Consider the following 23,225-nt stretch of genomic DNA (forward strand, 5'->3'; position numbering starts at 1 on the left):
CAGGCCAGATTCTAAGAGCAAGCATTACAAAATACAATTTATTTCCCTCCCGGGGCCGATCTTGATTGCCGTTGCACTCGCCGCTTATTTCGCCGTCGCCGTCACCATCGCGGCGTTGTTCCTATTGCCGCCAGCACGCGCCGCGCTAATGTCGGCGGCCCTCCAATTCCACCGGCGCATATCGAAGCGAGCCGCCCGCAGCATCTCGCATGCGCGTAACGGCATCGACAAATCAGTAAGAATTTCCCACGGCACATTTAAAGACGCGAAAAAAATACTGATTCGGCAACGCTTGCTGATTTTGATTACGGCAGGTATCCTTGCGGCGCCTCCGTTGATCGCAATTGCGTTGGGCGGCCGCCAATTATTTCAGTTTGATGGCGAAGCCCGCGTGCCGGACGAGAAAATCGCCGCCTTGCTCAATGGGGAGCAGCTCGTTCCACCGCCGCCGCTGCCGCCCGAGGTTTTTGCGACGCAGGAAGTCGAACAGGTCCGTCCAGCATTGCGCGACGCCAGCCGCGATTGGAATTTGCTTGATGCCGATTTCAGAACACGCCTATTGCTCGTCTATAAGATCATGCGCGAGCAGTACGGCTACGAAATGGCGTTGTTGGAAGGATATCGAAGCCCGGAGAGGCAAAACCGACTCGCGCAGCTGGGGGGCGTGACCAATGCGGCAGCATTTCAGAGCTATCACCAATACGGCCTTGCCGCCGACAACGCGTTTTTGCGCGACGGCAAGATCGTCATTTCCGAGAAAGATCCCTGGGCCATGCGAGGCTATGAGCTTTATGGGAAAACGGCCGAGCAAGTCGGCTTGACATGGGGCGGACGATGGAAATTGATGGATTTCGGACACGTTGAATATCACAAGCCGGGATTCGTCCTAGGACGGCCGCCAAGCGGTACGATCGCCCGGCAATAATGAGAAGCTCGGCCGCCGAGCACCGACACGCAATGCCTTTCGCCGCCGTGCGCCGGGCCATTCGAAGACTCGAGAAAGTTAAAGCCTTATGCAACGCTTCCTTAATGCGCTGATCAGCAAACGGACGATGACCGTGGTCGGGGTGGTCGTCATCGCCGCGATTCTGTTCGCGCTCGCCGCTTGGCTCGACCTCCCTCCACTTTGGCCCGCGCTCGCGGTGACCGGCTTGCTCGTCCTGCTGTTCGTCGCCTGGCTCTGGCGCCGCATTGCCGCGCGCCGCGCCAGCAGCAAGCTGGGCGATATGCTCGAGCAACAAGCGGAGACGGGCAAAGCGCCTCAGGCCGCCGGCGCCAAGCCGGCCGATCTCGACGTCCTGCGCACGCGGCTGACCGAGGCGGTGCGCACGATCAAGACCTCGAAAATCGGCCAGGCATCGGGAGGCTCGGCGCTCTACGACTTGCCGTGGTACATCGTCATCGGCAATCCGGCGGCGGGCAAGAGCAGCGCGGTGCTCAATTCGGGGCTGCAGTTTCCGTTCGCGGAAAAGAACGACGCCGTCGTGCACGGCATCGGCGGCACGCGCAATTGCGACTGGTTCTTTACGACAGAAGGCATTCTGCTCGACACGGCCGGCCGCTATTCGGTGCACGAGGAAGATCGCACCGAGTGGCTGGGCTTCTTGAATCTGCTCAAGCGCTACCGGCCGAAGGCGCCGATCAACGGCATCATCGTGACGGCCAGCATCGCCGAGCTCACGAGCAGCCGTCCCGACGCCACGATCAACCTCGCGCGCAGCCTGCGCCAGCGCGTCCAGGAGTTGACCGAGAAGCTCGAAGTGTTCGCACCCGTCTACGTGATGTTCACGAAGGCCGATCTGATCACGGGCTTCGCCGAATTCTTCAGCGGCGGCGAGCGCCACGAGTACGAACGCGTTTGGGGCGCCACGCTGCCTTACGAGCCCGACGAGAAGCGAGATATCGTCGGCCTGTTCGACGAGCGCTTCGAGGAGCTCTACGAGGGCCTGAAGGAAATCAGCGTCGCGCAGATGTCGATCAACCGCGGCAATATGCTCTCGCCCGGGCAGTTGAGCTTCCCGCTCGAATTTCTCGCCATCAAGCCCGCACTGCGCGTATTCCTGGCGACGCTGTTCGAAAACAACCCGTTCCAATACAAGCCGATCCTGCGCGGCTTCTACTTCACGAGCGCCTTGCAGGAAGGCGAGACGAGCAGCGCCGCCGCGCAGCGCATCGGCGCCCGCTTCGGCGTTGCGGTGGACAACCTGCCCAAGCCCCAGGCGGCTTCGTCCAAGAACGGTTTCTTCTTGCGCGATTTGTTCTCGAAGGTCATCTTCGCCGATCGCCAGACCGTGCGCCAATTCGCCAGCCCGGCGAAAACGCGTTTCCGCTACGGCACGTTCTTCGCGTTCGTCGCCGCGCTCGCGCTGGCGCTCGGGGGATGGACCTGGTCCACCCTCGGCAACGAACAGCTTGCCTCGAACGTGCAAGCCGACCTCGACAACATCGTGCGGCTGCAGCAGAACCGCAACGATCTGCAGTCGCGGCTGCAAGCGATGGATATTCTCGAAGACCGGATCACGCAGCTCGAACAGTTCCGCCACGACCGCCCCATCTCGGTATCGCTCGGCTTGTACCAAGGCGACCGGATCGAGCAGCGCCTGCTGGCCGAGTACTACCGCGGCGTCAAACAGTTGATGCTCGACCCGGTGTCGCAAAATCTGGCCGCCTTCCTCAAGGAAGTCGACGCGCATCCGGATCAGCTCGCGCCGCTCACGCGGCCGCCCGAATCGGGGGCCATTCCCGTCTCGGCGCGCGCGAGCACGGCGGCACCGGCCGCGAACCGCGCACAGGGCGGTCTCTATAGCGATGCGTCGCCGACCAACGTCGAAGACGCGTACAACGCACTGAAGACCTACCTGATGCTGTCGGACAAGCGCCATGTCGAAGCGGCGCACCTCACCGATCAGCTCGCGCGCTTCTGGCGCGGTTGGCTCGAAACCAATCGCGGAAACATGTCGCGCGACGAAATGATCAAGAGCGCCGAGCGCATGATCACGTTCTATCTCGCTCGCGTCTCGGACGACGATTGGCCGATGATCGACGCGAACCTCTCGTTGATCGATCAGACCCGAGAGAACTTGCGGCGCGTCGTGCGGGGCATGCCGGCGCGTCAGCGCGTCTACGAGGAAATCAAGGCGCGCGCCTCCACGCGCTATGCGCCGATGACGATCGCGCGCATCGTCGGCGAGAACAACACCGGCCTCGTCGGCGGCAGCTATGCGATACCCGGCACCTTCACGCGCGAAGCGTGGTTCGACTACGTCAAGCCCGCGATTCGCGACGCCGCCACGAAGGAGCTGCAGGCGAAGGATTGGGTGCTGAACACGTCTTCTCAAGACGACCTCACGCTCGAAGGCAGCCCCGAGCAGATCCAAAAGGCGCTCGTCGGCATGTACAAGACCGAGTACGCCCAGCACTGGCAGCGCTTCATGCAAGGCATCGCCGTGCGCGACTTCGGCAGCTTCGGCCAGGCCGTCGATGCGATGAACCGCCTCGGCGATCCGCAGGATTCGCCCATCCGCAAGATCCTCGAAACGGCCTACGCCCAAACGGCTTGGGACAATCCGGCGCTCGCATCCACCACCTTGCAAAAGGCACAGAACGGCGTCACGGGATGGTTCAAGCGGCTGTTCTCGTCGAAGACGCAAGCGGCGCAAAACGCCGGCATCGAAGTCGATCTCGGCGGCGGCTCGACCACGGCAGGCCCCGTCGGCATTGCCTTCAGCGGGCTCGCACGCATCGTCGCAAAGCAGGACAACGCATCGTTGCTGAACGGCTATATGGAGACGCTTTCGAAGGTGCGCACGCGCTTCAACGTCCTCAAGAACCAGGGCGACCCCGGCCCCGGCGCGCGCGAGCTCATCCAGCAGACGCTCGACGGCAACGGCTCCGAGCTGGCCGATTCCCTCAAGTTCGTCGACGAGCAAATGCTCACGGGGCTGACCGACGATCAGCGCAAGGCGCTACGCCCCTTGCTCGTGCGGCCGCTGATGCAAGCATTCGCAGTCGCGATCGAACCGGCCAGCAACGAAGTCAATAAAGTCTGGAACGCGCAGGTCTATCAAACCTTCCAAACTTCGCTCGCGAACAAGTATCCGTTCTCGGGCGATGCGAAGGTCGAAGCCGGCGCGAGCGAGATTGCGCAGGTGTTCGGCCCCGATGGCGCGATTTCCAAGTTCGTCGGCACGACGCTCGGGCCGCTCGCCGTGCGGCGCGGCGATACGCTTTCGCCGCGCACTTGGGGCGGCATGGGCATCGTGCTCTCGCCCGAGTTCACGAGCGGCTTCGCTCGCTGGGTCGCTCCCCTCTCGGGGGCGGCTGCCGCCAGCGGCGGCGCGGCGGCCGAACCGCAAACGGTGTTCCAGATCCTGCCGCAGCCGGGCCAGGGCACGACCGAGTACACGATTGCCATCGACGGTCAGCAATTGCGTTACCGCAATACGCCGCCGCAATGGACGAACTTCGTCTGGCCGAACCCGCAAGGCGCCCCCGGGGCCACGCTGACGGCCACCTCGTTCGACGGCCGAACGATCGAACTCGTCAACGAACCGGGCCGCTACGGGCTCGAAAAGCTGATCAATTCGGCCAAGCGCACGCGGAACCCCGACGGCACGTTCTCGCTGACGTGGACCCAAGGCAGCGTGACGGTGGCGCTCAGCATGCGGATCATCAGCACGTCGCAGCCGTCGAGCGGCGGCGGTGGCGGTGGCGGCGACGCCCCGCAACAGCAGAGCCTGCGGGGCACGCGCCTACCCGAATCGGTCGCCGACGCCGCGGCGGCGCGCACGGCCGCCGCGCAAGCAAGCGGCGCGGCTCCGGCGCTCGCCGCGTCGGGCGCAGCAGCCGCGGCGCCTTCGAACACTCTCACGCCCTCGGCCATGAACACGGCCGTCTCGAATACAGGAGCCGCGCAATGACGCAAACCGTGCAGGCGCAACTCGCCTACTTCGGCAAGATTCCTTCGCGCGGGGACTTCGTCAAGAGCACGCACAATTCGCAACTGCTGCAGACGCTCGACCAGTGGGTCGCGCAGGCCATGGAGTTGCTCGCCGAAGATCCACGCTGGAAGATCGTCTACGAGAACGCCAAGCCCATGCATTTCGCGTTCCTCGGCTCACAAAGCCGGCTGGCGATCGCGGGTCACATGATGTCGAGCCACGACGTCTCCTCGCGGCGCTTTCCGCTGCTCGCCGCGACGGCGCTAGAAGTCGAGCGCCCCCTCGCCTTTCTCGCACGCAGCCCGCTCGCATTCGCGCGGCTGTGGGCGCGCGCCTCGACGCAAATGCGCACCGTCTACGACTGCGAGGAACCCGCCACCGCGCTGCAAGCGCTGGGCGATACCCAGGTGCCGATCGATGTCGGCACCGCGAACTCGCATGACGGCACGTTTTCCGATTTCGTCGAGCATCAAACGCTCGCCGGTCTCGAGCAGATGCTGCTCGCAAGCGGCCATCCCGTGCGGCTGCGCGGCGCGATGCTCGCGCTCGGCTCGCTGCTCAAGCCCGTCATGCTCAGCCATGCGCCAAACCTCGAGCGCGGCCTCACGCTGCCCCTGCCGAACGACATGTTCTACCGCAGTCTCGTCGCCGCGTTTTGGCTCGAACTCATCGCGCCGTTCCTCGCGCAGGCCGATTTCGAATTGGCGATATTCATCGGCACGATCGCCGAGCGAGAGCGGCTCGTCGTCGGCTTCAACGGCGCCTCGGCGAAGACCTTGCACAGCGTCATCGATCCGCAAGCTTATTCGGCTCACAACATCGACATCGACGACCCCGAATGGGTCGACGACCACGCCCAGAACGAACATGGAATCAGCAAGCTCGTCAGCTATCTCGAACAGCCGCAACTGTCGCTGCGCATTGCGATCGATACGTTCCGCGAAGCGTATGTCGGGGCGTGACGTGCGCACGAACGCATTGATCGGCGAGCGGCGCCGCGCTTCTCGACAGTTCGGGAGCGGGTTGCTTCGCACGGGTTTGAGCCGCTTCGCGCACAGCGTGGCGGCCGCGCTGATCGCGGCGAGCGGCTGCTTTGCGGCTGGCGCCGCCTATGCCGACAACAGCAGCCCGGCCACGGTCTCGCCGGTGGACAACAACGGCATGCGCGTTCGCGTCACGGCGCTGCCCGCGCAGGGGCAACAAATGGGAGCCGCGAGCGCGTTAGGCCCGACGAGCGGTCCCACACACGTGCCCGCCCCGGCCGATGCCGCCCCCGGCCAAGTCGTCGCGAGCGGCAAGGTGCCCGACGAAGCCACGCACAGCGCCGTCCTGCAGCGGTTGCGCGAGACGTACGGCGCGGGCCATGTGCTCGACCAGATCGAGGTCGGCGGCGTCGCCACCCCGCCCAATTGGAGCGCAAATGTGCAGAAGCTGCTTGGTCCGCAGTTGAAGCAGATCAGCAAAGGACAACTGAAGATCGACGGCACGCAAATCGAGGTGAAGGGCGAGGTGTCGAACGAATCCCAGCGCCAGCAAATCGCGAGCGACATGGCTAATGCGCTGAACCCGACTTATACGATCCGCAACGGGTTGCGTGTGAGCGCGTCGGAGCAGGGCGTGCTGGACAACACGCTGGCGAATCGCACAATCGAATTCGAAACCGGTAGCGCGACCTTGACGCCGCAGGGCCGTGCGATCCTCGACCAGATGGCCACGGTGCTCGCCAAATTCTCGGGCAAGACGGTTGAGATCATCGGCCACACCGACAACTCCGGCAATCGCGCGTCGAACATTACGCTAAGCCAGGCGCGCGCCGATGCCGTCAAGGGCTATCTCGTCACGAAGGGCGTGGCGCCGCGCTCGATGACGACGATGGGCGTCGGCCCCGACCAGCCCATCGCATCGAACGACACGGACGACGGCCGGGCGCGCAACCGCCGCATCGAGTTCCGTATCGGCCAATAGCGGCCGCTCAACTCGCGTCGTCCGGCTTGACCCCCAGCAACTCGCGAATATGCGCGAGCGAGCCGTCGTCCTTGACCACGGCGGACAGCCATTGATGCAACGGCATGTCGGCCCACTCGGCGGCTTTCTCGGCAAGGTAGGCAGCGGGGCTGTGGGGCTCGGTCGCGCGAAAGAAACGCGCGACCGCGCGCAGTTGCGCCACGGCGTCGGCACGGGTTTGGATCGGCCCTGTCGGGCGCACGGCCACGGGTGCATCGGCGTTGGCTAGCATCGAGGTCTCGAGAGAAGGGGCCGTCTTGAAACTGGGCTCGGCGCGCTCGGCGGGAGGCGCGGGTTGCTCCGCCACGGGTTCTGTCTTCGCGCCCACGTCGCGCGCGAATCGCTCGGCAAGCGTAAAGACGAATTCGTATGCATCCTTGACTTGCCGAAAACTGGGCGCCGCCGTGCCGGCGCGCGTGTCCAGTTCGCGCTCGAGTGCGAGCATCGCAGCCTCGAACGCTTTGAGGTCCGTAACCAGCGTGAGGTAAAACGCGGGCGGCGTCGCGCGCTTGGCCGCATCGATCTGCTCGATCGACGGCTTGCCGCGTGCGATATCGTCGGCTCGGTCCGGATCGCGACGGATCGCTTGCGCAACGTTCGTCGCCACCTCCCAATCGAGCCCCGTGAACGCGCCGCTCGACGACTGCGTGAGCGGCACTTCGCGCAACAACTGCGACGTGCGGCCGACGAGCCATGCGACATTACCGAGCCGGTATTCTGCGTCGTCGCCCTCCGGAAGCGGATGCACGCTGTCCCAATAGCGTTCGCTCAGCGTCGCAAGCAGCGCATAACCTTGCGAGAGCCCGGCCAAGCCCTGCTTCATCGCCAACGCTTCGGTCAGCCAGGCAGCCAGACGCAGGTCCTTCGTCTGCGTCTTCAGCAGCAGCGTGCAACGCTCGATCACGAAGCTCCAATCGGCTTCCTTGATATCCGTGACCCATTCCCCCTGATCGAGCGACGGATCGTCGAAGCGGCGCGCGTGCTGGATCGCATCGAAGTCGGAAGAAAACAGCAGGTCGTCGCCGCAAGGCGATGGGCCTTGGAGCGGGGCAATAAGCGGTGCGAGGTCGATCGGCATGTCAGCAAACCTTGTATTCGAAGTCGCCCGATTCCAGCGCACGCACATCGATGCGCTCGATCCGTTCGCCTTGAGCGATATGGCCGAGCACATGCTGCGCGAGTTCGGGCAAGAGCGTGCCGTTGAGAATGTGGTCGACGTTGCGAGCCCCCGAGTCGACCTCCGTGCACCGAGCGTGCACCGCATCGACGAGCGATTCGTCCCACGCAAACGCGGCGCGATGGTTCGCGGCAACCCGTGCGCGAATTCGCTCGAGCTTCAACTCGATGATTTCGGCAAGCACGTCGTCCGAGATCGGATAGTAAGGGACGACTTTGACACGTCCGAGGAACGCGGGCTTGAACGCCTTGTAGAGTTGCGGTCGCAGCAGCTCGGTCAACGCCTGCGCATCGGGCAGCGCGTCGGCCTCTTGATTCAAACAGGCTTGCATGACGGCGGCCGATCCGACGTTCGACGTGAGGATGATCAACGCATGGCGAAAATCGATCTCGCGTCCTTCGGCGTCGTCGAGCGTGCCTTTGTCGAACACCTGAAAAAACATCTCGAGCACGTCGGGGTGCGCCTTCTCGATTTCATCGAGCAGCACGACCGAATAGGGATTGCGCCGCACGGCCTCCGTGAGCACGCCGCCCTCTCCGTAACCGACGTACCCCGGCGGCGAGCCTTTCAAGCCCGACACGCTGTGCGCTTCCTGGTACTCGCTCATGTTGATGGTGATGAGCTTGCGTTCGCCGCCATAGAGGATATCGGCCAGCGCGAGAGCGGTCTCGGTCTTGCCGACGCCCGACGGCCCTACGAACAGGAACACGCCGCGCGGCTTGTTGGGGTCCTCCAAATTGGCGCTCGCCGTGCGCACGCGTTGCGCGATCGCCTCTAGCGCGTGGTCCTGGCCGATCACGCGCGCGGCAAGCAGATCCTTCAGGGACAAGACTGTGTCGATCTCGTCTTTGATCATGCGGCCCAGCGGAATGCCGGTCCACGCCGCAACGATTTCCGCCACGACGTGCCCGTCCACTTGCAGCGGCACCATCGGGCTGGGTTGTTGCAGCGCTTGCAGTTCAGCAGTGAGGCGGGCAAGTTCGTCGCGCAACGCGCCGGTGTCGACGGCGCTCGCCTGCTCACGCATAGCGCCACCTTCAGCGCCTTCATCGCCTTCAGCGCCTTCAGCGCCTTCAGCGCCTTCAGTGCCTTCAGTGCCTTCAGCGCCTTCGTCGCCTCGGCCGCCTTCACCCGCTTCTCCGGCCTTTGCGGACGCGAGCTGGCTACGCAGGCGCTCGATCCGCTGGGCAAGCGTCCGTTCTTGCTCGTAGCGCGCCTCGTCGGCCGCCAGCGCCGCGACGTCCGCTTCGCGCGCCGAGCGCAATTGTGCGAGTCGCTCATCGTGCGCCGAAGCGCCGGTGCCCGTCGCCTGCTCTCGTTCGAGCGCCGCGATCTCGACGTCGGTCCGCTCGATCCGCTTGCGCGTGTCGTCGATGAGCGCCGGCGTCGAACCTTGCGCCAGCGCCACCTTCGCACAAGCGGTATCGAGCACGCCGATCGCCTTGTCGGGCAACTGACGGCCGGTAATATACCGATGCGACAGACGCACGGCTTCGGTGATCGCTTCGTCGAGGATGCGCACGTTGAAATGCGACTCCATGCGCGCGGCAAGGCCCCGCACCATCGCACAAGCGAGCGCCTCGCTCGGTTCGTCGATCTTCACCACTTGGAAACGGCGAGCGAGCGCGACGTCTTTCTCGAAATACTTGCGGTATTCACTCCATGTCGTCGCCGCGATCGTACGCAATTCGCCACGCGCCAACGCCGGCTTGAGCAAGTTCGCGGCGTCGTTCTGCCCCGCTTGCCCGCCCGCCCCGATGATCGTGTGCGCTTCGTCGATGAAGAGAATGATGGGCACGGCGCTCTTCTTGACTTCGTCGATGACGCTCTTCAGGCGATTTTCAAACTCGCCTTTCACGCTCGCGCCGGCTTGCAGCAAGCCCATATCGAGCACATGCAACGCCACCCCGACGAGCGGGGGCGGCACGTCGCCTGACGCGATGCGCAGCGCGAGCCCCTCGACCACGGCGGTTTTGCCCACACCCGCTTCGCCTGTCAGGATCGGATTGTTCTGGCGGCGGCGCATGAGGATGTCGATCGTCTGTCGAATCTCGGCCTCTCGGCCGATGACCGGGTCGACGTGACCGTCGCGGGCGCGTTGCGTCAAATTGGTGGTGTAGGTGTCGAGCGCAGGCGTCTTCGACGGCGCGGCGGCGCTCGGATCGAGCGCGGTCTGCGCGGCGTCGCCCCCTACCGCGTTCGCCGCGGGCTCGTTCGCGACGCGCTCGACCTCGATCGAACCGGCCGTGGCCTCGTCGAATCGATGCTTGAGTTGCTCGAGCGGCACCCGCGCGAAAACCGGCGACATGCGCTCGGCGAATTGGGCGAGTTCAGGCGAAGCCAGCAGCGCGAGCAACAGGTGTCCCGAGCGAATGCGCGCGACGTGCGAATCGAGCGACGCAATGAGCCACGCTTGCTCGAACAGCGCGATCAGGTGCTGCGAAAACACGGGGGTACGCGTGTTGCCCGTCTTCATGCGGCCGAGTTCGCGTTCGAGATCGCCACGCAAGGTTTCCGTGCTCAGCCCGTTGCTGCGCAAGACCACGCATAGGTCGCAGGCGCTTTGCTCGATGAGCGCCAGCAGCAAGTGCTCGAGATCGACCTCGTAATGGCCGCGTCCGAGACAAAGGCTCGCCGCGCGCGTTGCGGCGTTCAAGCACAAGGTATCGAGCTTGGCGATGAGAGTCTTCAGTGGGGTGCTCATGTTCGGTCGCTTCTCGCTTTGGATTGGAGTTCCGGATATCGCTCCGCGCGTCGCGCGGGCCAGCGTTCGTTCAGTGAATGACGTTCAGTTCGTAGCGCGCGTCGTCGCGATCGCGCTCGGCTTCGCGCGTGCAAAGAAAGGCGTCGTAACCAAGCCGTGCGCCCGCGCCGAGACAGCTCGCCCCGACCTCTTCTCGTGCGAGGACGAGCGACACTTCGTACTCGATCGTCGTGCCCGCGAGCAGCGTCAGCATGCGCTCGAGCGCAATGGCGCGCGCTTCGCCGGGCAAGAAGCCTTCGTAATCGCGCTTGGTCAGCGGGCCGACGACGATGCGCGCACGCATATCGCGCTGCCACACGCGCTCGCCGGCCAACGCCGTTGCGCCGAGCATCGCGTTCACGCGCCCGAGCACCGTCATGCGCTCTTGCGGCACCGCGTACCACCGGCCCGCGAATTGATCGACGCGCACCCTAACGCGAAAGTAGTCGGCCAGCACGCGTTCGAGGAAGGCTGCCGACATCGGCCGGTGGCGGGCCGGCAGCGCATAGCCTGCGAGCGCTTCGTCGATCAGTGCGCCGCTGCCGCCTTGCAGGCGCGCGCGCGTCGGCGCGTCGGGCGCACCCGCCAGCGCAAGCAATAGCGGCACATAGCGCTCGTCCCGATTCAGTTCGTAGTGAAGCGGCAGCCGGTACTTCTTCCACGCCGCGTAAAACAGCGCGGTCGCGCGATTAGCGAAGACGTCGAAAAACTCGCGTGCCGCATGATCGCGCTGTAGTTGAGCGCGCCCGATCAACTGCTCGGTGTAATGCAACGGCAACGCGCCCTGCCCGCCCAGCAAGCCAAAGAACGCGGGCGTGAGCTCGACGCGCTCGACCTTGCGCTGCACGAGCGCGGCGCGCCGGGCATCGGGCTCGGCCAAGGCCTCGCCGGCTTCGTCGTACGGCACGGCCCGCTCGATCTCGCTTGGCGGAAAGGTCACGGCCAGGCTGTTGCGGAAAGCGACGGAAGTCGCGCTGCGCTCGCCGGCGCGGCGCCCGCCCGCGTTCACGCGCTCGCGTGAGAACCAAGTGTCGAGCACCCTGACCGCTTGAAAGAATTGGAACCGGTACGGCTCGTCGAGCAGCCGCTCGACTACGCCAGCGTCGATTCCGCGCTGCGCGGCTTGCATCGCAAGATCTCCTCGCCTGTGCGACCTGCCACGGCCACGAGTTGCACAAAGCTGTTCAAGCGTACGAACAGGCCGAAGAACGTATCGAGCACGCGCACGAAGGTGGCGAGGCTCGTGCCGACATAATGTGCCTCGTCGAACGTCAAGCGGATTTCGACGCCGCGCACGAACGTGGCGAAGGGCCGGCCGGCCAGCCAATGCACGGCCGGCCGTTGCTCGATGCCGACGATGCCCGCGATGTGCCGAGCCGAAACGGCCGTGCGGCGCGCGTCGTAGAGCGCGAGCAGTTCCTTGAGCGCGGCGAGCCCGTTGGAAGATACCGAGACGCGATTGAGCGCCAAGTGCGAGATGAGCCGCCAGCGCAACGCGGCGCCCCGCGGCACACGAAGCGTCGGGCTAGGCCGGGACAGGAGCGCAATCGGACCGACGCGCACGTCGGACGCTGCGAACAAATCGCCGCCCTCGAGACCGACGGCCAACTGCGCCGGCAAATCGCGGTTCGTGCAGGTCAGTGCAACGCTCAGCGTGTCCGTTCGGGCTTCGAGCGGGTCGAAGTCGGCATCGACGACGGAAATCTCGGTCTCGTAGCCAGGGCTATGCCGCGCGACCCAATCGTTGCGACGCGCAAACCAGTAACGGCCCACGCGGCCCGCTTCGTCGTGGTGAAGCGAATAAAAGGGCCGAAATTCGGTAATGGTCTGCCCTTGCTCGCGCGTCCGCACACAGCGCACATCGTCGATCGAATAGACCTCGTATGCTCGCGCATGGCGCGCGTTTGCAACGACCGGATAGGAGACGGTCTCGTGACTGACGTGGATCGGCTCGCCGCGCTGTTCGAACAGATTGACGACAGGCGTGCAGAACAGCCGTATGTGATTGGCGCTCAGCGATTCGACGAGCCGCTCGATATGCGGCTCGTCACGCAATTCGCCGAGCGCCACGTGCAAGGTCAAGCGCCGGCAACGTCCCGCGACGCGAACCATCTCGCGAATATCGAAATCGACGAAATCGAATTTTTCGGGGAAGGCGAAGTACTCGGTGAGCACGCGGTAGGCCGGATGCGACTTGGCCGGATAGTCGATGAGCGCATCGGCTTCGTTGAAACCGGCGGGCGCAATCGGCATATCGGCGAGCGGGCGCCAAAGGCGGCTCTCGTCCGTTTGGATATAGGCGCCGATCGCCTTCATGAACAGCGAATCGGTGAGCGCCGCGATAAACGACTGCTCGCCATGCAGATACGCGCGCAGCGCACCCAGGTTTAGCGCGCCCAGCGTCGCGTCCTGACCCGTCGCCTCGAAGGTGAACGAGAGCAACGCGGACGCCTCTCCGGGCAGCGTGACGGCGGAAGCAGGCACCTCTGCGAGCGGCGTGTGCCGCGCATGTGCCAACCGCACCGGAGCCAGCGTGACCTCGTAGGCCGTGCGAAACTGGCACCGAACGCCGCGGATTTCACGGGCGGCGAGCGGCGTGCCGCGCGCGATCGTGACGGGCTGCGCCGCTAGCGCATCGCGGGGCACGCTCAACTGCGCGATCGAGCATGATGGAAACGGCCGCAGATAATGCGGATACAACACTTCGACGAGCGCCTCGGTGAATTCGGGAAGGTCGTCGTCGAGCTTCTTGTTGACCCGAGCGGTGAGCAATCCGAACGCTTCGATCATGCGCTCGACGTGAGGATCGTCGCCGTGCTCGCCCTGAGGCGCGAGGCGGGAGGCGATCTTCGGATACCGCTCGGCGAAATCGAGCGAATAGCGGCGCAGAAACGCCAACTCGCGCTCATAGTAAGGCAGCAACGCTTCCATCAATCTTCCCCGAGCGTGCTCGCTCTTCTCTCGCTATCTGAACTAGCTAAGTCCGGGTTCGCGTACGCGGGAGCGGGTGGCATCCGTCGCACGCCGCGACCGCGTGACCGAATATTGCAACGTAGAGGCTTGCAGCATCGCGTCGAAGCTGACCGGCTCTTCGGCTGGATGAACGACTAGCTTGGCGCGAATGACGAAATACAGTACGTTCGTCGATTGTTCGTTGATTTCCAGCGAAACGCGCACGTCGCGCAAGCGCGGCTCGTGCCGCGCGATCGCCTGCGTGATGGAATCGCAAATGAACGTGCGATCGACATGGCTCGCGAGGCTCAGGCCTGAGAAATCGTTCAGACCGTAGGTCAGCACGGAGCGATGGCACTCCGGCAGCGCGGCCAAGTCGTGCTCCGTCAGGGCGATCCGCGTATTGAGCAGCGCTTCGACATCCCGCGCTACTCGGCCCTTGAGTTCGTCGAGCGACCACTGGCGCATTGCGGCGGGCGCCGGCGAGCGTGGATCGTCATCGAAGAGCTTATCGAGCAAGCTCGGTTCAAAGCGCTTCATGGGGCCGTGAAAAGGGGCGAATCATGCTGATGGAGAACGAACGCGCCGCCCGCTTCGCAATCGAAGCGGGCGGCGCGGGGCCTAGGTCTTAGACCGCGTACGTCTTGTCGTTCTTCGTCAGGCTCCATGCGCCTTGCGCATTACCTGCCACGCCGCCGGCCGTCTTTTGCTGCGTGTACTTCCATTGGATGGCGGCGTATTTCAGCGAGAACTCCTCGGTGGGCAAACCTTCGCCGACCACGCTCGGAGCAACCGACGAGATGATCACGTACTTCATCTTGATCTCGAGGTACTTGACGCGATTGCCTTCGCCGTCCGCGCGCATGAAGTCGACCGTCACTTCGTCGAACGTCGTGCCACCCGACGCGTGCTGATACAGCAGCGGGCTGACGAGGTCGATGTCCTTGGAGAAGGCCATATCGCCGTGTTCGCAACGCTCGGCCGTGGCGCCGCCAGCAGTGCCCGACGTAGCCGACCGCGGCTGCGTGATCGAGTGATTCCACGAGCTGACTTCGATCCAGTCCTTGTGATCTTTATCGGCAGATTCACCCTTGATGGCCGGATTGCCAAACTTCAGATAGATGTCTTTCATGACTTCGCGACTCCCAGGTAGCGGTTATATGCGGCTCGAGCTGTCGGCCCGAGCCGCGCTCGGAATAACTTGTGGTTATGCGCCAGCAGTTTTCGGCAGATCGGCAACGAGCCGCAGCGAAATCGACAGCTCGTCCAACTGGAAATGCGGGCGCAGGAAGGCGACGGACCGGTACGAGCCCGGCTTGCCGGGAATCTCGGATACCTGAATCGACGCCTCGCGCAGCGGAAACTGCGCCTTTTGTTCTTGTGTGGCGTTGTCGTCGAGCAATACGTACTGCGCGACCCAACGGTTCAAGAACTGCTCGACGTTTTGCGCGGAAGCAAAACTGCCGATCTTGTCGCGCATCATCGCCTTCAAATAGTGAGCGATGCGCGAGACCGAAAAAATGTATTGCAACTGAGCCGACAGCACGGCGTTGGCGTTGGCGCTGTCGGTGTTGTATTTCTTCGGCCTTTGCACCGACTGGGCGGCGAAGAACGCCGCATAGTCGGAATTCTTGCAATGCACGAGCGGAATGAAGCCGAGATCGCTCAGCTCCTTCTCGCGCCGATCGGTAATGGCGATTTCGGTTGGGCACTTCAGCGCGATTTCGCCGTCGTCGGTCTTGAACGTATGCGTGGGCAAGTCTTCCACGAGCCCGCCGCCTTCCACGCCCCGAATCGCTGCGCACCAGCCGAAATCGTCGAACGCCGCCGTCAGCCGCGCAGCGAATGCCCAAGCGGCGTTGCACCACAGATATTTGCTGTGGTCGGAGCCATCGACGTTCTCGACGAAATTGAACGTATCGGCAACGAGCCCGTCGCGCGGGTGGAACGGCAGCCGGCCCAGGTAGCGCGGCAGCGTCAAGCCCACGTAACGCGAATCTTCGGATTCGCGGAACGACTTCCACTTGGCGTATTCGACGGTATCGAACACCTTGGCGAGATCGCGCGGCTTGCCGAGATCGGCGAACGATTCGAGGCCGAGCAATTCGGGCGAAGTCGACGCGATGAACGGCGCATGCGCGGCCGCCGCGACGTGCGACATCTGCTCGATGAAATACATGTCCTCGGGCTGGCGCGTCAGCTCGAAATCGCCGATCAGCGCGCCGAACGGCGCACCACCGAACGTGCCGAACTCTTCTTCGTAGATCTTCTTGAACAGCGCGCTCTGATCGAATTCGGAGGCAGCCTTGAAATCGCGCACGATCTCGCGCTTGCCCGCGTTGAGCACACGGATCTTGATGGTGGAGCCGGTATTGCTCTCCTTGCACAGGTAGTTGAGCCCGCGCCAGGTGCTTTCCATGCGCTGGAACTCGGGCGCATGCATGACCTCGCTCAATTGCGCCGATAGTAGGCGGTCGAGCTCGGCTATGCGGGCGTCGATGGTCGCCGACAGGTTGTCGGAGACAACGACCGTGCCGTCCATCACTTGATGCACGAGTTCGCCGATCAGATCCTTGGCACGCGCGTGCTCGGACTCGGATTTTGCAACTTTGCTCTTTTCGACGATTTCGTCGAGCAACGTCGGTGCGGCGCCTGCTTGCGCCGCCCCGACGGGGGCCGCGGCCGTTTGCTGATTCATCCTCACACCCCGCTTACGTTATTCGCCTTGCTTGTCTTCGCCGTCGCTGCGCGCGCCCGTTTCACCCGCCAGCGTTTGCAATTGCTGAGTATTGGCGAGCACTTCGCTGAGCAGGCTCTCGAGCTGATCGTTGCCGGCCAGCTTGTTGCGTAGATCGGCGAGCTTGGAGCGCGCATCGAGCAAGCGCCGCAGCGGCTCGATCTGCTGGACCACCGCATCGGGCCCGAAGTCCTCCATCGAACGGAACCGCAAGTCGACGCCGAAGGAGCCGCTCGTCTCGGTCAGCTCGTTCTTGACTTGGAAAGCGGCACGCGGCTCGAGGCCCTTCATGACATCGTCGAAATTGTCGCGATCGACGCTCACGAACTTGCGGTCGCGCAGCTTCGGTTGCTCGATCTCGGACTGCCCAGCCAGATCGGCGATGACGCCGACCACGAACGGCAGCTCCTTGACTTCGATCGCATCGCCTCGCTCGACCTCGTAGGTCAGTTGGACGCGCGGCGGCCGCACCTTCTGCAGGCGCTTCTGGATGCTTTCTTTCTTCGCCATCGATGGCTCCCTAAGGAATCTGAATCACACGGGCCGATCAGCGAAGTGCACTGAAAGGATCCGCCGCGCCGCCGCTTTTCGCAGCCTGAGCCGGCGCATGCGCGCTCGGCGCGGCAGCCGCAGCGCCTTCCGCGGCTTTTTCAGCCGGTCTTTGCGCAGCGGCGACAGGGCGGCGCACCACGCGCCGCTTCTTTGCCACCGGTTTCTTCGCTTCGACTTCCTCGGGAAAGAGCGTGCTCTCGCCGAGGGTGTCGCGCAGTTGGTGCGCGAGCACGGACGCATCGGCCTTCGCATCGCCAGTCAGCCCCGCGTCCTGCCGCAGTTGGCCGAGCGATTCGGTAGCCACGCGCAGGCCGCTCACGGCCAGCACGCTCTTGGCCGCGCGATCGGTCTGGTCACGAGACAGCGCTTCCTGCGCGGCAACGATCGCCTGACCGTAATGCGCTTGGGAGAATTGGATCTGGGCCATGCGCGACCACGGCTCTTCACGCGTGGGATCGGCCTTCGTCAGTTGATCGTAGAGCGCAAGCGCGCGCGTTTGGTCGCCACCCTTCGCCACTGCGTCGGCGTCGGCCAACGCTTTGTTGAAGGCTTCGGGAGAAGAAGCGGCCGGGTTGCCGTTTTGCGTCGCACAGCCAACCATAGCGGCACACACGAGCACCGCCGCGGAAAATTGGAAAAGTCGTTGTTTCATCGTTTCTTTCTTCTTACAGCGAAGCCGTTTATTAATTCGCCGAGGGAAACCGCAACTTTGCTTTGCGGCGAGTGCGGCGTATAGTACCGGCCAATTTTCCATAATTCAACAGGGCTGAGTTCGAATCGGATTCGTCCTGTTTTGAAAACGTTTGATACCCAAGGAAGCAATGCTGAAATAATTTCCGATTCGATGACAGAGCGATTAAATAGCGGGAAAATTTCCCGATAACGAACTAGACAAACTTGTACATTATCCGCCGCGCAGCGACCCTTATGAGCGTCGCCAGTCGTTATCGCGCGTCGAGGAATCGAGCATTCGAGCAATGGGTCATCTTGGACGGGGTGCAGTGTGAGTCGTCGAGCTTTGGGTTATTCGTTTCTAGCGCGCCTCGTCTGGCCGCTCGTGCTGTCGTTGCTGCTGAGCGGGTGTGCGGCGGGCATCTCCCTGCTGGGCGCCGCCGCCTCGACCGCGCTGCAAGCCACCGGCATCGGCAAACCGCCCGTGCCCGATTCGCAAAAGCCGCCGCGCGACATCCCGCTTACGCTCGCGGCCGCACCCAATCTCAATGCGGCCGAGGACCATCATCCGCTCGCGCTCGTGGTGCGGCTCTATGCGCTCAAGGATCCGACCTCGTTCCAGCAAGCGCCGTTCGACACTTTTACCGATCCGGCCAAGGAAAAAACGGCGCTCGGCGCCGACTTGCTCAGTGTGCGAGAGGTTACTCTAATTCCTGGGCAGCATTACCAGATGACCGAGAAAGTCACCCGCGAGGCACAAGCATTCGGTGTCGTCGCATTGTTTCGCGACCCGGCGCTGCAGCGCTGGAAATTCGCCTTCGATCCGGCTAAATCCGAGAAATCCGGCATAATGATCGGCCTTCACAACTGTGCGATGACCGTTACGAGCGGTGCGGTCATTGCGCCCGATCCGCGATTGCCGATGCAGCAGCTCAATATGCTTTCGTCCATCAGTTGCGGCTAGCGCATGGCCATTGCGCCATAAGGCGCCAGCCAATGCCGGCGTCATGGCCACTCGCTCGCGGATACACAAAACCTAGATAGTGAAATTGAGATGAGTTATTCGGCGAAATTGCTTTGGGGCGAGGGCCTATTTTTGCGGCCCCAGCATTTCCAGCAACAGGACGCTTATCACGAGGCGCGGCTGTTCGAGTCGATACGAGCCATCCAGCCGTTCAACTGGGGCGTGCGCAGCGTGCGCTTCGATATCGATTCGCTCGGCAACAACCTGCTGCGGCTGACCGAGCTCTCGCTCGTGTTCCCCGACGGCACGCTCTACGCGGCGCCGCTCGCCGACGAGCTGCCGCAGCCCGTCGCGCTCGACACGTTGCCAGAAGGCGTCGGCGAATTCATCTTTTATCTCGCGCTGCATCCGCTGCGTGAAACGGGCGGCAACTATGCGAACGAATCGGCCGATGCCTTCGTCTCGCGTTATGCACCCAAGCAGCAGAACGTCGCCGATCAATTCACCGACGCGGCCGTCGCCAATCTGACGTTTCTCAAAACGCGCGTGAAGCTGATCAGCCACACGGAGCCGCGCGCGCAATTGTTGGCGGTCCCGCTCGCGCGTCTGCGGCGCACGGCCACGTCGGGTTTCGAGCTCGACGAAAACTTCGTGCCGCCGTGCCTTGCCGTCGAAGCATCGCCCGTTCTGCATCAGCGGCTGCGGCAACTGATCGATGCGCTGCAGGCGAAAGTGAGCGCGCTCTACGGCTTTCATCGCGAACCGACGAAGAACATCATCGAATTCCGCTCGGGAGACATCGCCTCGTTTTGGCTGCTGCATACGGCCAACGGCGCCGTGGCCTCCCTCGTCCACTTGCTGCAGCAGCCCACGCTACACCCGGAGCGGCTCTTTCAAGAATTGCTGCGGCTCGCCGGGCAACTGATGACGTTCTCCAAGCGCTATACGCTCGCCGAATTACCGGCTTACCGCCACGACGATCCCGGGCCCGGTTTCTCCCAACTCGACACCATCGTGCGCGACCTGCTCGAAACCGTGATCTCGACGCGCTACTTCGCGATCGCCCTCGAAGAAGTTCGCCCGTCGTTTTATGCCGGACGGCTCGACTCGGGCAAGATCGACGAGAAAACCACGTTCTTCTTGGCCGTGTCGGCCGACATGCCCGCGGTGGAACTCGTCGAAGCCGTGCCCGCGCGCTTCAAGGTGGGCGCACCCGACGATGTCGACAAGCTCGTGCTCTCTGCCATGCCGGGCGTGCGGCTCGTCTACACGCCGCAAGTGCCTCCGGCAGTGCCCGTGCGTCCCGGCGCGTGCTACTTCGCGTTCGAATCGCGCAGCGGCCTGTATGACCGAATGCTGCAAGCGCAGTCGGCCATGATTTACGCGCCGTCGGGCATCAACGATCTCAAACTCGAACTCATCGCGGTCACGTCATGACTCAAATGCCTTCGCTGTTCGGCGCCAACGCGCCGTCCACGCCGTCCCTCGCCTCGGCGCCCGCCGAGGGAGGCTTTCAGGCGCGTTCGTTGCGCGATTTGCTCTACGACGGCTTCTTCATGCTGTTCCTGCTCAAAGAGGGGCGGGAGCCCGAGGGCGCCGGCGAGTTCGTCTCGCGCGTGCAAGCGTTTCTCGCCGATTTCGAACGCGGCGCCAAAAAGCTCAATGTGCCCGCCGACGATGTCTATGCCTCGAAGTTCGCGTTTTGCGCCGCGATCGACGAAGCCGTGCTCGCTTCTTCGTTCACGATCCGCGCCGAATGGGAGCGCCGCCCGCTGCAACTCGTGCTGTTTGGCGAACAACTCGCGGGCGAGAAATTCTTCGAACTTTTGGAACAGTGTCGCGCGCAAGGCGCCGCGCGACTGCAGTCGCTCGAAGTCTTCCACATGTGCCTGTTGCTCGGCTTCCAAGGCAAGTACTTGCTCGAGGGGCCTGAAAAGCTCGCCTATCTAACGGGGCGGCTCGGCGATGAAATCGCGCAAATGAAAGGCAAGCGAGCGCAGTTCGCACCGCACTGGCCGCTGCCCGATCAAATCGCGCATCGGCTCAAGCACGAGCTGCCGCTGTGGACGATCGGCGCCGTTTTCGCACTCGTCGGGCTATTGGCGTACTTGGGACTGAACACTTACCTGCGCGACTCTACGCTGCGCACGCTCGCGCCTTATTCGCAACTCGTCAAGCCCGAAGCGGAATCGGCCAATCTCACCATTTCGCTGCCGTAAAACACGGCCCGCGAATAGAGCGGGCCCGGATCCAAGCCTCGAAGTCAGTACCTGGCGTCCACGGCCTTGCCGCCCTTGGGCCGCATCCAACCATGGTCAATCCACGATAAAGAGCTTCGCGCCAACGGGCGTGCTCGAACGATGGGGCTCGGCGGCGTCCGCGACCTGATAGCTCTGGCCGGCCGTTAGCACGAATCGGCGACCATCCTCGAGCTCCGTATGCAGTTCGCCCTCGAGCACATACAGGATGTGACCTTTCACGCACCAATGATCGGCGAGGTAGCCGGGGGTGTATTCGACCTGGCGGACGCGAATATCGCCGAATTGACGCGCACGCCAGAAGGCCGTGCCCGTCTCGCCGGGATGCGCTTGCGGTTCGACGTCGGACCAATCGGTCACGCCAAACGGAGTCTCGGTTATTTTCATTGAAGGCGAGGTCCTGTTTAAATCGGGGAAACGACACGCGTCGCTCGCATGACCATAGCGACGAACGACGCCGCGCGCAATCCGCTTCTCTTATAAACCGGCCGGAAGCATCGCGGCGGCGCTATCGCGAATGCTGCAAGTCTGCGAGGACCGATTGCACGCATTCGTCGACGCTCAGTTCGCGCAGCGCGTCGAGCGGCAGCGTATCGTCGACGGCTCGCCTGAGCGCCGCGAGCGCGCGCGGCTTCAGGCGCACCAGCACGAGCCTCTGATCGTGCGCCCGCAATTCGGCGGCGAAGACGCGCAGCGCCTCGATGGCCGTACCGTCGACATCGGGCGTCTCCTCCAAGCTCAGCATGATCGTACCTGGCGTGCTCGTCTGGCTGGCCGCAAGCTTGCTCACCTCGCCCAACACGCGGTCGGCGTTGGCGAAAAATAGCGGCGCCTCTGGCCGCACGATCATGATGCCCTCGATCGGCTGCGCATCGGCATGTGCCGATAGATCGACGAAATCGTGACTATCGCGCAATCGACCAAGCACGCTCACCATCGGCTCGGAAAAATCGCGCAGCGTGACGAGCAGGCTCACACCGATCGCGACGAGCAGGCCATGCAGCACGCCGAGCAGCAACACACCCGCGAGCGATGCGACGGTGACGAGCCTATCGCGTCGCCATAGCCAGTACGGCCGAAACACGTCCGGATGCAGCGAATGGCTGACGGCGTAAATCACGATCGCCGCCAAGACCGGCTCCGGGATGCGTCCAAGCTGCGGACGCAAGAAGGCAACGATCAGCGCGACGACCGCCGCGGCGACCAGCCCCGCCCAACGCGTTTGCGCCCCGGCCGCTTCGTTGGCCGATGTCGCCGAGTAACCGGCGCCCACGGGCATGCCCTGCAGCAATGCCGAAACGATGTTCGCGCCGCCGAGCGCCACGAGATCGCGATTGGCCGATACCGCGTCGCCATGCTTGAGCGCGAAACTACGGATGGAGCCGTAGGACTCGGCATAGAGGATGAGCATCAGCGCGAAAGCAAGTTCCACCGTTTGCAGCCATTGCGTGCGCGCCAACGCGGGCAGCCCGGCGCGCACGTCGCGCACGTCGATCGTCCCGACCATCGCAATCGACCAACGATGCCAATCGACGAAGTACCCGGCGCCGATGCCGAGCACGATCACGACGAGCGTCGCGGGAATGCGCGCACGACGGCCGAGCGCGAACAGGATCGTCAGCGCAAGACCGCCGAGCGCAACGCTATGCACATTCCATCGATCCCATTGGCGGGCAAGATCGAATGCGATGCGAGGCACGTCGGCAAAGTGCGGCGTCACGCCTAGGATGCTCGGCAGTTGCTTCACGGCAATCGTCAAGGCGAGGCCGAACGCGAAGCCGCGAAGCACGGGCTTGGCGACGAAATCCGACATTCCGCCGAGGCGGGCAAAGCCGGCCAGTGCAAACAAGATGCCCGTCGCCGCGACGAGCGCCGCCGCATACGCGAGTTGCGCGCCGTCCCCGCCGGTCTGTGCGCTGACGGTCGCAGCGAGCACGGCTGCCGACGACGACGTGGCCGAGACGATGGCAAAGCGGCTGCTGCCGAGGATGGCGTAGACGGTGAGCCCTGCCAGCAAAGCGACGAGGCCTGCCTGCGGAGGCAAATTGGCGATGCCCGCATAGGCGACGGCCTCCGGCAGCAGCAGGCCCGCGATCGATATGCCGGCAAGCGCATCCCTCGCGGCGCGCAGCGCGGGTGGCTTCGGCGGGCGGCTCGTGGCGTAGTGCGCCGGGTCTTGCAGGTGAGCGGCGGCCGCGTGTCCGGTATCGATCGTCATAGCGTCGA

18 protein-coding genes are annotated in these 23,225 nt (G+C 63.7%); 7 read left to right on the forward strand and 11 right to left on the reverse strand.

What is annotated here, in order from left to right; translation table 11 throughout:
- The first annotated feature begins 61 nt into the window (after nucleotides 1–61).
- The 4 genes from MMB74_RS12990 to MMB74_RS13005 all read left to right on the forward strand — a co-directional run bounded on the left by MMB74_RS12990 (nucleotide 62) and on the right by MMB74_RS13005 (nucleotide 6,905).
- Entirely contained in the window at nucleotides 62–925 is an 864-nt protein-coding gene (locus MMB74_RS12990) for a M15 family metallopeptidase (protein ID WP_277429051.1), read from the forward strand.
- A gap of 88 nt (nucleotides 926–1,013) precedes the next feature.
- On the forward strand, nucleotides 1,014–4,919 hold the full coding sequence (gene tssM, locus MMB74_RS12995) for a type VI secretion system membrane subunit TssM (protein ID WP_277429052.1): 3,906 nt from the start codon (nucleotides 1,014–1,016) through the stop codon (nucleotides 4,917–4,919).
- Nucleotides 4,916–5,902, forward strand: coding sequence for a type VI secretion system-associated protein TagF (tagF, locus tag MMB74_RS13000; protein ID WP_277429053.1), 987 nt, complete (start codon nucleotides 4,916–4,918; stop codon nucleotides 5,900–5,902). The genes tssM and tagF overlap by 4 nt, the downstream gene beginning before the upstream one ends.
- Complete coding sequence (locus MMB74_RS13005; protein ID WP_277429054.1) at nucleotides 5,889–6,905, forward strand: OmpA family protein; 1,017 nt, start codon at nucleotides 5,889–5,891, stop codon at nucleotides 6,903–6,905. The genes tagF and MMB74_RS13005 overlap by 14 nt, the downstream gene beginning before the upstream one ends.
- Nucleotides 6,906–6,912: 7 nt before the next feature.
- Here the strand turns inward: MMB74_RS13005 and tssA are convergent, their stop codons facing one another.
- The 9 genes from tssA to MMB74_RS13050 form a co-directional block, all read right to left on the reverse strand.
- Nucleotides 6,913–8,022: a type VI secretion system protein TssA gene (tssA, locus tag MMB74_RS13010; protein WP_277429055.1), complete on the reverse strand. Its 1,110-nt coding sequence runs from the start codon at nucleotides 8,020–8,022 to the stop codon at nucleotides 6,913–6,915.
- A gap of 1 nt (nucleotide 8,023) precedes the next feature.
- Nucleotides 8,024–10,825, reverse strand: coding sequence for a type VI secretion system ATPase TssH (tssH, locus tag MMB74_RS13015; RefSeq protein WP_277429056.1), 2,802 nt, complete (start codon nucleotides 10,823–10,825; stop codon nucleotides 8,024–8,026).
- A 70-nt stretch (nucleotides 10,826–10,895) separates the two neighbouring features.
- Nucleotides 10,896–11,993, reverse strand: a complete 1,098-nt coding sequence (gene tssG, locus MMB74_RS13020; protein ID WP_277429057.1) for a type VI secretion system baseplate subunit TssG — start codon at nucleotides 11,991–11,993, stop codon at nucleotides 10,896–10,898.
- Nucleotides 11,957–13,795 carry a type VI secretion system baseplate subunit TssF gene (gene tssF, locus MMB74_RS13025; protein WP_277429058.1) on the reverse strand — a complete coding sequence of 613 codons (1,839 nt, stop codon included), beginning with the start codon at nucleotides 13,793–13,795 and terminating at the stop codon, nucleotides 11,957–11,959. The genes tssG and tssF overlap by 37 nt, the downstream gene beginning before the upstream one ends.
- 42 nt (nucleotides 13,796–13,837) lie before the next feature.
- Nucleotides 13,838–14,356: a type VI secretion system baseplate subunit TssE gene (gene tssE, locus MMB74_RS13030; protein WP_277429059.1), complete on the reverse strand. Its 519-nt coding sequence runs from the start codon at nucleotides 14,354–14,356 to the stop codon at nucleotides 13,838–13,840.
- Between the two features lie 88 nt (nucleotides 14,357–14,444).
- Nucleotides 14,445–14,948, reverse strand: coding sequence for a type VI secretion system tube protein Hcp (locus MMB74_RS13035; protein ID WP_277429060.1), 504 nt, complete (start codon nucleotides 14,946–14,948; stop codon nucleotides 14,445–14,447).
- A 75-nt stretch (nucleotides 14,949–15,023) separates the two neighbouring features.
- Nucleotides 15,024–16,514 carry a type VI secretion system contractile sheath large subunit gene (tssC, locus tag MMB74_RS13040; protein WP_277429061.1) on the reverse strand — a complete coding sequence of 497 codons (1,491 nt, stop codon included), beginning with the start codon at nucleotides 16,512–16,514 and terminating at the stop codon, nucleotides 15,024–15,026.
- Between the two features lie 18 nt (nucleotides 16,515–16,532).
- Nucleotides 16,533–17,063: a type VI secretion system contractile sheath small subunit gene (tssB, locus tag MMB74_RS13045; protein ID WP_277429062.1), complete on the reverse strand. Its 531-nt coding sequence runs from the start codon at nucleotides 17,061–17,063 to the stop codon at nucleotides 16,533–16,535.
- 37 nt (nucleotides 17,064–17,100) lie between these two features.
- Nucleotides 17,101–17,757 (reverse strand): hypothetical protein, encoded by a 657-nt coding sequence (locus MMB74_RS13050; protein ID WP_277429063.1) that lies wholly within the window; start codon nucleotides 17,755–17,757, stop codon nucleotides 17,101–17,103.
- A gap of 366 nt (nucleotides 17,758–18,123) precedes the next feature.
- On the opposite strand from MMB74_RS13050, the gene tssJ reads away from it, so the two are divergent.
- The 3 genes from tssJ to icmH all read left to right on the forward strand — a co-directional run bounded on the left by tssJ (nucleotide 18,124) and on the right by icmH (nucleotide 20,960).
- Nucleotides 18,124–18,741, forward strand: a complete 618-nt coding sequence (gene tssJ / locus MMB74_RS13055; protein ID WP_277429253.1) for a type VI secretion system lipoprotein TssJ — start codon at nucleotides 18,124–18,126, stop codon at nucleotides 18,739–18,741.
- A gap of 90 nt (nucleotides 18,742–18,831) precedes the next feature.
- Nucleotides 18,832–20,178 (forward strand): type VI secretion system baseplate subunit TssK, encoded by a 1,347-nt coding sequence (gene tssK, locus MMB74_RS13060; protein WP_277429064.1) that lies wholly within the window; start codon nucleotides 18,832–18,834, stop codon nucleotides 20,176–20,178.
- Complete coding sequence (icmH, locus tag MMB74_RS13065) at nucleotides 20,175–20,960, forward strand: type IVB secretion system protein IcmH/DotU (RefSeq protein WP_277429065.1); 786 nt, start codon at nucleotides 20,175–20,177, stop codon at nucleotides 20,958–20,960. The genes tssK and icmH overlap by 4 nt, the downstream gene beginning before the upstream one ends.
- A gap of 96 nt (nucleotides 20,961–21,056) precedes the next feature.
- On the opposite strand, the gene MMB74_RS13070 is transcribed toward icmH, so the two are convergent.
- On the reverse strand, nucleotides 21,057–21,386 hold the full coding sequence (locus MMB74_RS13070) for a DHCW motif cupin fold protein (RefSeq protein WP_277429066.1): 330 nt from the start codon (nucleotides 21,384–21,386) through the stop codon (nucleotides 21,057–21,059).
- A gap of 121 nt (nucleotides 21,387–21,507) precedes the next feature.
- Nucleotides 21,508–23,217, reverse strand: a complete 1,710-nt coding sequence (locus tag MMB74_RS13075) for a SulP family inorganic anion transporter (RefSeq protein ID WP_277429067.1) — start codon at nucleotides 23,215–23,217, stop codon at nucleotides 21,508–21,510.
- Nucleotides 23,218–23,225 lie beyond the last annotated feature (8 nt).

The organism is Trinickia sp. Y13 (assembly GCF_029522115.1).
In the GTDB taxonomy this organism is placed as follows: Bacteria; Pseudomonadota; Gammaproteobacteria; order Burkholderiales; family Burkholderiaceae; genus Trinickia.